This window comes from Segatella copri, assembly GCF_009494395.1.
Taxonomy (GTDB): Bacteria; Bacteroidota; Bacteroidia; order Bacteroidales; family Bacteroidaceae; genus Prevotella.
Genome location: NZ_VZCB01000058.1, coordinates 19,652 through 30,743, shown reverse-complemented (window position 1 = coordinate 30,743; position 11,092 = coordinate 19,652). Strand labels below are relative to the sequence as shown.

Annotated in this window: 12 protein-coding genes; 10 read left to right on the top strand and 2 right to left on the bottom strand. The window is 44.4% G+C overall.

Annotation, left to right across the window (positions count from 1 at the left end):
- Nucleotides 1–120 precede the first annotated feature (120 nt).
- The 7 genes from F7D73_RS07575 (at nt 121) to F7D73_RS07545 (ending at nt 6,175) form a co-directional block, all read left to right on the top strand.
- Nucleotides 121–1,287 carry a sensor histidine kinase gene (locus F7D73_RS07575; protein WP_153123611.1) on the top strand — a complete coding sequence of 389 codons (1,167 nt, stop codon included), beginning with the start codon at nt 121–123 and terminating at the stop codon, nt 1,285–1,287.
- Between the two features lie 150 nt (nt 1,288–1,437).
- Complete coding sequence (locus F7D73_RS07570; protein ID WP_153123610.1) at nt 1,438–1,956, top strand: YceD family protein; 519 nt, start codon at nt 1,438–1,440, stop codon at nt 1,954–1,956.
- Between the two features lie 29 nt (nt 1,957–1,985).
- Nucleotides 1,986–2,171, top strand: coding sequence for a 50S ribosomal protein L32 (gene rpmF / locus F7D73_RS07565; RefSeq protein ID WP_006848356.1), 186 nt, complete (start codon nt 1,986–1,988; stop codon nt 2,169–2,171).
- Nucleotides 2,171–3,184, top strand: coding sequence for a beta-ketoacyl-ACP synthase III (locus tag F7D73_RS07560; protein WP_153123608.1), 1,014 nt, complete (start codon nt 2,171–2,173; stop codon nt 3,182–3,184). Before rpmF ends, F7D73_RS07560 begins: the two co-directional genes overlap by 1 nt.
- A gap of 156 nt (nt 3,185–3,340) precedes the next feature.
- Complete coding sequence (gene era, locus F7D73_RS07555; RefSeq protein ID WP_153123606.1) at nt 3,341–4,222, top strand: GTPase Era; 882 nt, start codon at nt 3,341–3,343, stop codon at nt 4,220–4,222.
- Between the two features lie 206 nt (nt 4,223–4,428).
- Nucleotides 4,429–5,742: a ribosome biogenesis GTPase Der gene (gene der / locus F7D73_RS07550; RefSeq protein ID WP_153123604.1), complete on the top strand. Its 1,314-nt coding sequence runs from the start codon at nt 4,429–4,431 to the stop codon at nt 5,740–5,742.
- Between the two features lie 67 nt (nt 5,743–5,809).
- Nucleotides 5,810–6,175 carry a hypothetical protein gene (locus F7D73_RS07545; protein ID WP_228117665.1) on the top strand — a complete coding sequence of 122 codons (366 nt, stop codon included), beginning with the start codon at nt 5,810–5,812 and terminating at the stop codon, nt 6,173–6,175.
- 77 nt (nt 6,176–6,252) lie between these two features.
- Here F7D73_RS07545 and F7D73_RS07540 read toward each other — a convergent pair whose 3' ends face one another.
- Nucleotides 6,253–7,020: an ABC transporter ATP-binding protein gene (locus tag F7D73_RS07540; RefSeq protein ID WP_153123600.1), complete on the bottom strand. Its 768-nt coding sequence runs from the start codon at nt 7,018–7,020 to the stop codon at nt 6,253–6,255.
- 2 nt (nt 7,021–7,022) lie between these two features.
- On the bottom strand, nt 7,023–7,769 hold the full coding sequence (locus F7D73_RS07535; RefSeq protein WP_153123598.1) for an MlaE family ABC transporter permease: 747 nt from the start codon (nt 7,767–7,769) through the stop codon (nt 7,023–7,025).
- 176 nt (nt 7,770–7,945) lie between these two features.
- On the opposite strand from F7D73_RS07535, the gene lptB reads away from it, so the two are divergent.
- The 3 genes from lptB (at nt 7,946) to clpP (ending at nt 11,084) form a co-directional block, all read left to right on the top strand.
- Complete coding sequence (lptB, locus tag F7D73_RS07530; protein ID WP_153123596.1) at nt 7,946–8,767, top strand: LPS export ABC transporter ATP-binding protein; 822 nt, start codon at nt 7,946–7,948, stop codon at nt 8,765–8,767.
- A 161-nt stretch (nt 8,768–8,928) separates the two neighbouring features.
- Complete coding sequence (gene tig, locus F7D73_RS07525) at nt 8,929–10,287, top strand: trigger factor (protein WP_153123594.1); 1,359 nt, start codon at nt 8,929–8,931, stop codon at nt 10,285–10,287.
- Nucleotides 10,288–10,421: 134 nt separating this feature from the next.
- Entirely contained in the window at nt 10,422–11,084 is a 663-nt protein-coding gene (clpP, locus tag F7D73_RS07520; RefSeq protein ID WP_153123592.1) for an ATP-dependent Clp endopeptidase proteolytic subunit ClpP, read from the top strand.
- The last annotated feature ends 8 nt before the right edge of the window (nt 11,085–11,092 follow it).

Sequence of the window (11,092 nt, the reverse complement as noted above, 5' to 3'; positions counted from 1 at the left end):
ACTTGCGCCGATGGTACTGCAATGCAATGCGGGAGAGTAGGTAGCCGCCTTCTTTTATCAAAGCCTCAGATTTCGAAAGATTTCTGAGGCTTTTTTGTGTTTTTTTTGTATCTTTGCAGCATGATTTGGACGGATAGGATAAGACAGGTGAAGATTTATCTGGTGATAGCAGCGGTATTGATTGCTGTCGCCTCGCTCGTTGTATCCCATTTCCTCGTCCGTGACCTGGCTCTGGAGGAGCGAAACCGGATGGAGGTTTGGGCGGAAGCCATGCGCTCCCTCAATACGGCTGATGATAATACCGACCTGAATCTCGTCCTTAAAGTTATCAATGAGAACAATTCGATTCCTGTCATCGTTATGGATTCTCAAAATCGGGCACAGACCTTCCGTAATATCAAGGTCACAGGCAAGGATTATGAGGATAGTTTAAGAAATGCTGCCATACTGGGGAAATCACTCTTGTCAAAAGGGAAGAATATAAAGATAGAATTGGATGACTCTACTCATGACTATATTCAAGTATGCTACGATGAATCATTGATGATTCGTCGCCTTTCTGCTTATCCTTATATTCAGCTTGGAGTGGTGATGATATTTGTGGTTATCGCCATCTTTGCGTTGCTTACTTCCAAGAAAGCAGAACAGAATAAGGTATGGGTAGGATTATCGAAGGAAACGGCTCATCAGTTAGGTACGCCTATTTCCAGTTTGATGGCTTGGCTAGAAATCCTGAAGATGAATCATCCTGACGATAATCTGATACCCGAGATGGAAAAGGACATCAGGAGACTCCAATTGATTGCTGATAGATTCTCAAAGATAGGTTCCCTTCCAGAACCGGTTCCGGCTAGTCTGAATGAGGTGATGGATCATGTCATCGATTATATGGACCACCGTACTTCCAAGAAGGTGAAGATGGTGAAAATCTTTCCTGAACATGACATTATCGTCAAGATGAATGCTTCGCTCTTTGAATGGGTCATAGAGAACCTTTCCAAGAACGCAGTGGATGCCATGGGCGTTGATGGCGGTATGATTATCCTGAGAGTGGACGAGACGGTGGATAAAGCGATTATTGAAGTGGAAGATACAGGTAAGGGAATTCTGAAAAAAAATCTGAAGAATATATTTCGCCCGGGATTCACCACCAAGAAGCGAGGATGGGGCCTTGGACTTTCACTTGCCAAGAGGATTGTAGAAGAATATCATCATGGAAAAATATGGGTGAAAAGTAGCGAGGTTGGTAAGGGAACTACCTTCAGAATAGAACTGAAGAAGGAATAATAGGGCGATATTTTACCTCAAAAAGGGTAATTATCGGACAATAATCGGTTAATAATGAGAGATTTTAGTGATTTTTACATAAAAAATTATTTTATCTCAAAAAATATTTGTAACTTTGCAGCCCGAAACCAATATGGTATATATTGAATTATGTGTAATGTAGAGTCTTATAAGATTGATTTGAAAGCTTTGCCCCAGGGAGTAACAAATCTGGAGTTCAAGCTAGACGATGAATACTTTCAGGCAATAGATGCTCCTGATATTCAGAGAGGCGAGCTGAAGAGTAGTCTGTCCATTAACAGGACGGACGATTTCTACGAGCTCAATTTTCATACAGAGGGAGTGGTACACATACCATGCGACATCTGTCTGGACGATATGGATCAAGATATTGAAACCGATGACAGACTCGTCGTTAAGTTCGGAGAAGAATACTCAGAAGAAGATGACCTCGTGATTGTGGCCGAGAACGAAGGAATACTCGATATCTCGTGGTTCATCTATGAATTTATAGACCTCAACATTCCCATCAAGCATGTGCATGCACCTGGAAAATGCAACCCTGCTATGATTGAAATGCTTCAACAGCATTCTGCCGCCCGAAGCGGTGAGGAAGAAGAGGAAACTGTAGATCCACGCTGGGCAGCTCTATTAAAATTAAAAAAGTAAAATTCAAAAATTAAAACATTTAAAAAATTATGGCACATCCTAAAAGAAGACAGTCAAAGACACGTACACTTAAGAGAAGAACTCATGATAAGGCAGTAGCTCCTACATTGGCAGTTTGCCCTAACTGTGGTGCATACTATGTATACCACACTGTTTGCCCTACTTGCGGTTACTATCGTGGTAAGGTTGCAATCGTTAAGGAAGCAGCTGAATAATGGGTAAAATCAATGCTGTAATCACTGGTGTTGGTGGATACGTTCCTGACTATATCCTCAATAACGAGGAGTTGTCACGCATGGTTGATACTACAGATGAGTGGATTACCACACGTGTAGGTATCAAGGAACGTCGCATTCTCACAGAGGAAGGTCTCGGAACCAGCTACTTGGCTCGTAAAGCTGCAAAGCAGTTGATTCAGAAGACTGGCGTAGATCCAGACACAATCGATGCACTGATTGTGACAACCACCACACCAGACTACAAGTTCCCTTCTACAGCATCTATCGTCCTCGGTAAGCTCGGACTGAAGAACGCTTTTGCATTCGACTTCTCTGCAGCTTGCTGTGGATTCTTGTACACCCTGGATGTTGCAGCTAGCATGATTCAGAGTGGTAGATACAAGAAAATCATCGTTATCGGTGCTGATAAGATGTCTTCACTTGTTGACTACACAGACCGCGCTACTTGCGTACTCTTCGGAGATGGTGCTGGTGCAGTTCTTGTAGAGGCAACAGTGGAAGAGAACGTAGGTGTACAGAACTCATACCTTCGTACCGACGGACAAGGCTTGCCTTTCCTCCACATGAAGGCTGGTGGTTCTGTCTGCCCTCCTTCACACTTCACCGTAGATCATCGTTTGCATTATCTTTATCAGGAAGGTCGTACCGTGTTCCGTTACGCAGTAACCGACATGAGCAACGACGTGATGAAGATTATGGAGATGAACAATCTCAAGGCTGAAGATGTGAACTGGGTGATTCCACACGAGGCCAACCTCCGTATCATCGAGGCTGTGACCAAGCGTGCGGGAATTCCACTTGACAAGGTGGTAGTTAACATCGACCATTATGGAAATACCAGTGCGGCAACAATCCCATTGGCACTCTGGGATGCAGAGAGCCAGTTGAAGAAGGGCGACAACGTCATCTTCACAGCATTCGGTGCAGGATTCGTACACGGTGCATCATTCTATAAGTGGGCATACGATGGTGCTGCTTATGGCAAGTAAGACATATTAAAATAGGATAGAATAATTATCTATATAAGGAAACGCATCTTTCTTACTTCATCTATAATATAATGAATAAGCAAGGATGCGTTTCTTTAGCTTAAAGCCATTTCAGGCTTCACATTATACATTTAGCTTAAAATCAATTTTTACAGTATGCATAAAGCAGGTTTCGTTAATATCGTGGGTAATCCTAATGTGGGTAAGAGTACGCTGATGAATCAGTTGGTGGGCGAGCGTATCAGCATCGCTACCTTCAAGGCGCAGACCACTCGTCATCGTATCATGGGTATCGTGAATACCGATGATATGCAAATCGTGTTTTCGGATACCCCTGGCGTCTTGAAGCCAAACTACAAGATGCAGGAGATGATGCTCGCTTTCTCTGAGAGTGCGCTGGCGGATGCCGACGTGTTGCTTTATGTGACCGATGTGATTGAGAACCCTGAGAAGAACATCGACTTCCTGGAAAAGGTCAAGAAGATGAAGATTCCGGTGCTCCTGCTCATCAACAAAATTGACCAGAGCGACCCGAAGAAACTGGGTGACATTGTAGAGAAGTGGCATTCGCTCTTGCCGAATGCTGAGATTCTTCCTATCTCTGCGAAAAACAAGTTTGGCGTGGATATGCTCTTGAAGCGCATCAAGGAACTGCTGCCTGAGTCGCCTGCGTTCTTCGACAAGGATCAGCTTACCGACAAGCCAGCCCGCTTCTTCGTTTCGGAAATCATTCGAGAAAAGATACTTCTCTATTATGATAAGGAGATTCCTTATGCCGTAGAGGTGAGGGTGGAGCGATTCAAGGAAGATGACACCCGTATCCACATCAATGCCGTCATCTACGTGGAGCGTGATTCCCAGAAGGGCATCATCATTGGTCACCAGGGTGTGGCGCTCAAGAAGGTGAATACTGAAAGCCGCAAGGCTTTGGAAAAATTCTTCGGCAAGAAGATTTTCCTGGAAACCTTTGTAAAGGTTGATAAAGACTGGCGCAGTTCGCAGCGAGAACTCGACGCCTTCGGATATAATCCGGAATAATTGATAGTGATTAGTGATTAATGATTAGCACAGTTCTAATCACTAATAACTAATATCAACTTCCCCTCCCTGAATGTAATCGAGGGAGTGACTCTCGCCAGAGGGGCGAGGGCCGGAGCAAGGTCAGCTTCGGCAAATTATTAACTTGGATGCAGAGACCACATCCTTGAATACCTCCTCAAAGGAAGGAGGCTGAATGACTTATTATGGCAAATTTAGTAGCAATCGTAGGTCGCCCTAACGTGGGTAAATCTACTTTATTCAATCGTTTGACTCAATCTCGCCGCGCTATCGTGAGCGATACGGCAGGTACTACACGTGACCGTCAGTATGGTAAGTGCAGCTGGAACGGCAGAGAATTCTCTGTGGTGGATACCGGTGGATGGGTCGTAAAATCAGATGACATTTTCGAGGATGCTATCCGCAAGCAGGTGTTGGTAGCTACCGAGGAGGCCGACCTGGTACTCTTCCTGGTAGATGTTAACACCGGTTTGACCGACTGGGATGAGGATGTAGCCCTGATCTTGCGTCGTGCCAAACTGCCTGTAATCCTTGTGGCAAACAAGGTGGACAACAGTGCTGAATACTATCAGGCTGCCGAATTCTACAAGTTGGGATTGGGCGACCCTCAGTGCATCAGTGCTGCAACAGGTGGCGGTACGGGTGACTTGCTCGACATCATATTAGACAAACTGCAGGATAATCCTGAGGAAGCCATCGAGGAAGACATCCCTCGTTTCGCTGTGGTAGGCCGTCCTAATGCCGGCAAGAGCAGTATTATCAATGCCTTCATCGGTGAAGATAGAAACATCGTTACCGAGATTGCAGGTACTACCCGTGACAGTATCTATACCCGTTACGACAAGTTCGGCTTCGATTTCTACCTGGTAGATACAGCTGGTATCCGCCGTAAGAACAAGGTGAGTGAGGATTTGGAGTTCTATTCTGTGATGCGTTCCATCCGTGCCATTGAGAACAGTGATGTCTGCATCCTTATGCTTGATGCAACCCGTGGTATCGAGACCCAGGATATGAATATCTTCCAGTTGATCCAGAAGAACAACAAGAGTCTGGTGGTAGTAGTGAACAAGTGGGACCTGGTAGAGGAGAAGAACCAGAAGGTGATTGATACCTTTGAGAATGCCATCCGCAATCGTATGGCTCCATTCGTGGATTTCCCTATCATCTTTGCTTCTGCATTGACCAAGCAGCGCATCTTCCGTGTATTGGAAACAGCCAAGGAGGTTTACCAGAACCGCAAGATTCATATCGGTACTTCCAAGCTTAATGAGGTGATGTTGCCTATCATCGAGGCTTATCCTCCTCAGAGCGTGAAGGGTAAGTACATCAAGATTAAGTACTGCACCCAGTTGCCTAACACCACGATTCCATCGTTCGTGTTCTATGCCAACTTGCCACAGTATGTAAAGGAGAACTATCGCCGCTTCCTGGAGAACAAGATTCGTGACAACTGGTCATTGCATGGTTGTCCAATCAATGTTTTCATTCGTCAGAAGTAGAATTGAAGTGAAGAATGAAGTGTGAAGAATCAAGATGAAGAAACTTTTGATTTTTATGATAATAAGTATGGGGTTAGGACTTTCTTCCTGCAAGGAGGAGCGTCCTGACCCTTCTTACTTTGCCGGCATCGCCGCAAAGGGGTATTATGACTTACTTTTAGAGGGTAAATATGAGGAGTATGTTGCAGGTTTCAATCAACCTTATCGTATTCCTAAAGGTTATCATGACCAGTTGTTACTGAATGCCCAAATGTATGTAGAGCAACAGCAGGATGAACACAAGGGCATGAGTAAGGTGGATATTCTGAGTGCCAAGGCTGATACCGCCCGTCATGTAGCCGATGTCTTTCTGCGGATATCTTACGGTGACAGTACCAAGGAACAGATTATTGTTCCGATGATTGAAGTAAAGGGCGAATGGAAAATGAGATAATTTGATTTTTTATAAGCTCATTAAAAAAAGCTCTTGACCTGTTTAAGGCCAAGAGCTTTTTTCATAAGGAATCATGCTTATTTGTTATTTTTCATTTCCACTTCCTTGACCTTGCGGAACAGATCAGAAGCAAAGACGAGATCATTTAGTTTTTCGTTGGTTGAGCTCATCACCTGGGTTTTGTTTCCTTGCCATTCTTTCTGACCTTGGTAGATGAAACAGATATTTTCACCAATGCCCATCACGGAATTCATGTCGTGTGTATTGATGATGGTAGTCATGTTAAACTCCTTGGTGATGCCAGAGAGTAACTCATCGATAACAAGCGAAGTCTTAGGGTCCAGACCAGAGTTCGGCTCATCACAGAAAAGATATTTAGGATTCATGACGATAGCACGTGCAATGGCCACACGTTTCTGCATACCGCCAGAAATTTCTCCAGGATATTTCTGTTGAGCTTCTATCAGGTTTACTCTGTCAAGACATTCCTGTGCTCGTTTAACGCGTTCTCTATAGGTCTTGTTTGAAAACATATCTAATGGAAACATCACGTTCTCTAATACGTTGAGCGAATCAAAGAGGGCTGCACTTTGGAAAATCATTCCCATCTCTCTGCGCATCAACACCTTTTCTTTCTTACTCATGTTTACAAAGTCGCGACCGTCGTAGAGCACCTGTCCGCTGGTAGGTTCCAGGAGTCCAACGAGGTTCTTCATCAATACAGTCTTTCCGGAACCGCTCTGACCGATGATCAGGTTGGTCTTACCCGTTTCAAACTGTACGCTGATATGATCGAGTACGGTCTTGTCGCCGAATGATTTCGTTAGATTTTTTACTTCTATCATGATTATGAAAGGATTTGAGTGAGAAATACGTCAGAGAACAGAATCAGTACGCTGGAACTGACAACGGCATCGGTTGAGGATTTACCTACTTCTACCGAACCACCCTCTACTGTGTATCCGAAGTAGGAGGAAACACTCGCTATGATGAATGCGAAGAAGAGACTCTTGATGATACTCATCCACACAAACCATTGGTTGAAGGAATGCTGGAGACCCAGTGTGAGATCATCCGGTGGCAGGATATGTCCGATATACGCAGTTCCATACGCTCCGATGATACCCATTCCCGAGCTGAAGATAACCAGGAACGGCATGATGGTAACCAGACCGAGAATCTTTGGCAGGATGAGATAGCATGCCGAGTTGACACCCATGATGTCGAGTGCGTCAATCTGCTGGGTTACTCGCATGGTGCCCAACTCAGAAGCGATGTTGGACCCCACCTTTCCGGCGAGAATCAGACACATGATGCTGGAAGAGAACTCGAGGAGCATAATCTCGCGGGTGGTGTAGCCCGATACCCATCGGGGCATCCATGGACTCTGGATGTTGAGCTTCATCTGGATACAGATTACCGCACCGATGAAGAACGAGATGAGGAGGACGATACCGATGGAATCGACACCCAGTTGCTGCATTTCCTTGATATACTGTTTGAGGAACATGCGCATTCGCTCAGGTCGAGAGAATGAGCGTCCCATCAGAATCAGATATTTACCGAAGGTGGTAAGCCATTTTTCTATTATCATGTCAATCAATTATGCTTTTGATGGCTCAATTATCCAAGAAATGAGCCGTTTCTTATTAAATTATGGTGCAAAATTAACCAAAATCCTCTAAAAAACTGCAATATTGTGAATAGTTTTTGAATTTATAACCGTTATTTCCATGTTTTTTAGTATTTTTGCAACCAAATTAGCTAATTATGGATGAAAATATGAATATAGATCAGCCTGCAAACCAAGAAGGTTTGGTGCTGAGAACCGAAGGCTTGGTGAAACGTTATGGCAAGCGAACAGTTGCCAATGGAGTTTCCATCAATGTAAAGCAAGGTGAAATTGTGGGTTTGCTGGGACCGAATGGTGCTGGTAAGACCACGTCTTTCTATATGACAACCGGACTGGTGGTACCTAATGAGGGACATGTATATTTGGGTGATCAGGAGATAACCAGTTATCCTGTTTATAAGAGAGCCCGTGCGGGTATCGGCTATCTGCCTCAGGAAGCCAGCGTATTCCGTAAGATGAGTGTTGAAGACAATATTATGTCTGTACTCGAGATGACCGGCAAGCCACGCGATTACCAGAAGGCTAAGTTGGAGAGTCTCATCAAGGATTTTGATTTGCAGAAGGTGCGTAAGAACTTGGGTGACCAACTCTCTGGAGGTGAGCGCCGTCGTGTAGAGATAGCCCGCTGTCTGGCAAACGATCCTAAGTTTATCATGCTCGATGAGCCGTTTGCCGGTGTCGACCCTATTCAGGTAGAAGAGATCCAGCATATTGTGTGGAAATTGAAGTATCGCAATATCGGTATTCTCATTACCGACCACAATGTGGATGAGACGCTTACCATTACCGATCGCGCCTATCTTCTCTTTGAAGGTCGCATCCTTTTTCAGGGCACTCCAGAGGAGTTGGCAGAGAATAAAACGGTGAAGGAGAAGTATCTTACCACCAGCTTTGTACTCCGCAAGAAGGACTTCCAACTGCTTGATGAGCAGAAAAAAGTGCGTGAAGAGAGTGAATAAGGTTAAAAAAACAAATTTTTTCTATTATATATTAGGTATATCCATTAAAAATGCGTAATTTTGCAAGCCGATTGTGTGGAGGACTCACCCCAACAACTGCTTGGAATGCCTAAACCAATTGAAAGAGAAATAATTAATAATAATAAAAATAAAAAATCAAGATGAAAGTTTCATTTGAAAATCCTGACAAGATTAATGGTCTTTTGACTCTCGTAGTAGAGGAAGAGGACTACAAGAATGAGGTTGAGAAGACCTTGAAAGACTACCGTAAAAAGGCTAACGTTCCAGGTTTCCGTCCTGGTCAGGCTCCTATGGGTATGATTAAGCGCCAGTTTGGTCCTTCTGTAAAGATGGAGGCTATCAACAAGATCGTAGGCCAGGAGATTTACAAGTACGTACAGGAAAACAAGATTCAGATGCTCGGTGAGCCTCTCCCATCAGAGAAGCAGGAGCCAGCTGACTTGGAGAATGGTACTACATTCACATTTATGTTTGATATCGCTGTTGCACCTGAGTTCAAGGTAACTCTCAACGGTCGCGACAAGGTAGATTACTATAACATCAAGGTTGACGATAAGATCCTCGACCAGCAGGTAGAGATGTACGCTCAGCGTGCAGGTAGCTACGAGAAGGGTGAGAAGTATGAGGAGAACGACCTGTTGAAGGGTGATATCCGTGAGCTCGACGAGAATGGTAACACCAAGGAAGGTGGTATCACTGTAGAGGGCGCTATCCTGATGCCTAGCTACATCAAGGTAGAGGAGCAGAAGAATCTCTTCAACGATGCTAAGCTTGGTGATGTAATCACATTCAACCCTAAGAAGGCTTACCCAGAGAACGATACTGAGGTTTCTTCACTCTTGAAGATTGAGCGTGAGGCTGTAGCTGACTTGGAGTCTGAGTTCAGCTTCCAGATCACAGAGATCCAGCGTTTCAAGAAGCACGAGGTTAACGAGGAGCTCTTCAAGCAGGTTCTCGGTGAGGATACTGACGTGAAGGACGAGGCTGCTTTCCGTGCTAAGATTGCTGAGGGCTTGCAGGAGCAGTTGGTTAACGACTCTGACTACAAGTTCATCCTTGACGTTCGTGAGCACTGCGAGAAGAAGGTTGGTGAGTTGACATACCCAGACGCACTCTTGAAGCGTATCATGTTGGCTAACAACAAGGATAAGGGCGAGGAGTTCGTAGAGAAGAACTACGAGCAGAGCATCAAGGAGTTGACATGGCACCTCATCAAGGAGCAGCTCATCCAGGCTCAGGAGATCAAGGTGAACGATGAGGACATCAAGGAGACAGCTAAGGAAGCTGCTCGTGCTCAGTTCGCTCAGTATGGTATGACCAACATTCCTGAGGAGTATATCGAGAACTATGCAAACGAGATTCTCAAGAAGGGTGAGTCTGTTGATGCATTGGTAGATCGTTCTATCGATCGCAAGTTGGCTGAGGCTCTTAAGAAGGCTGTAAAACTCAACGAAAAAGAGATTTCTGTAGAGGATTTCAACAAGATGATGCAGGAATAACATTTTTTAGAAAAAAAACTTCAAATAATTACGAGGTTATCGACTTTTTTTATTATCTTTGTTCCACCGAACGGGATAATGAGGTCGATAACCTCGTTTTTTGTTCTTAATTTTGAAGAAAAAAGTAATTAGATATGAACGATTTTAGAAAATATGCTACCAAGCATCTTGGTATGAACGGTATGGTGCTTGATGACGTAATGAATGCTCAGGCAAAGTATTTGAATCCTTACATCCTGGAGGAGCGCCAGTTGAACGTTACCCAGATGGATGTGTTCTCACGTTTGATGATGGACCGTATCATCTTCCTTGGTACTGAGATTGATGATTATACAGCCAATACGCTTCAGGCACAGTTGCTTTATCTGGACTCTGTAGATAGTACTCAGGATATTTCTATCTATCTCAACAGTCCTGGAGGTAGTGTCACTGCAGGTCTGGGTATTTATGATACCATGCAGTTTATCACCAGCGATGTAGCTACCATCTGTACCGGTATGGCTGCATCTATGGCTGCTGTGCTGTTGGTGTCTGGTCAGGAGGGAAAGCGTTCTGCCTTGCCTCATAGCCGTGTGATGATTCATCAGCCATTGGGTGGTGTTCAGGGTCAGGCATCTGATATAGAAATAGAGGCTCGCGAAATTCTGAAGATGAAGAAAGAACTCTATACCATTATTTCTGAGCACTCTCATACTCCATACGACAAGGTTTATGCTGACAGCGACCGTAACTACTGGATGACTGCCGAGGAGGCTAAGGAGTATGGTATGATTGATAACGTGTTGATACGTAAGTAATAAATAAT

What these genes read in the sequence shown, in the direction of transcription:
- era (WP_153123606.1), top strand. Translation starts at nt 3,341, where the DNA reads ATGCATAAAGCAGGTTTCGTTAATATCGTGGGTAATCCTAATGTGGGT.
- rpmF (WP_006848356.1), top strand. Translation starts at nt 1,986, where the DNA reads ATGGCACATCCTAAAAGAAGACAGTCAAAGACACGTACACTTAAGAGA.
- der (WP_153123604.1), top strand. Translation starts at nt 4,429, where the DNA reads ATGGCAAATTTAGTAGCAATCGTAGGTCGCCCTAACGTGGGTAAATCT.
- F7D73_RS07540 (WP_153123600.1), bottom strand. Translation starts at nt 7,020, where the DNA reads ATGATAGAAGTAAAAAATCTAACGAAATCATTCGGCGACAAGACCGTA.
- F7D73_RS07570 (WP_153123610.1), top strand. Translation starts at nt 1,438, where the DNA reads ATGTGTAATGTAGAGTCTTATAAGATTGATTTGAAAGCTTTGCCCCAG.
- tig (WP_153123594.1), top strand. Translation starts at nt 8,929, where the DNA reads ATGAAAGTTTCATTTGAAAATCCTGACAAGATTAATGGTCTTTTGACT.
- F7D73_RS07560 (WP_153123608.1), top strand. Translation starts at nt 2,171, where the DNA reads ATGGGTAAAATCAATGCTGTAATCACTGGTGTTGGTGGATACGTTCCT.
- F7D73_RS07545 (WP_228117665.1), top strand. Translation starts at nt 5,810, where the DNA reads ATGGGGTTAGGACTTTCTTCCTGCAAGGAGGAGCGTCCTGACCCTTCT.
- clpP (WP_153123592.1), top strand. Translation starts at nt 10,422, where the DNA reads ATGAACGATTTTAGAAAATATGCTACCAAGCATCTTGGTATGAACGGT.
- lptB (WP_153123596.1), top strand. Translation starts at nt 7,946, where the DNA reads ATGGATGAAAATATGAATATAGATCAGCCTGCAAACCAAGAAGGTTTG.
- F7D73_RS07575 (WP_153123611.1), top strand. Translation starts at nt 121, where the DNA reads ATGATTTGGACGGATAGGATAAGACAGGTGAAGATTTATCTGGTGATA.
- F7D73_RS07535 (WP_153123598.1), bottom strand. Translation starts at nt 7,769, where the DNA reads ATGATAATAGAAAAATGGCTTACCACCTTCGGTAAATATCTGATTCTG.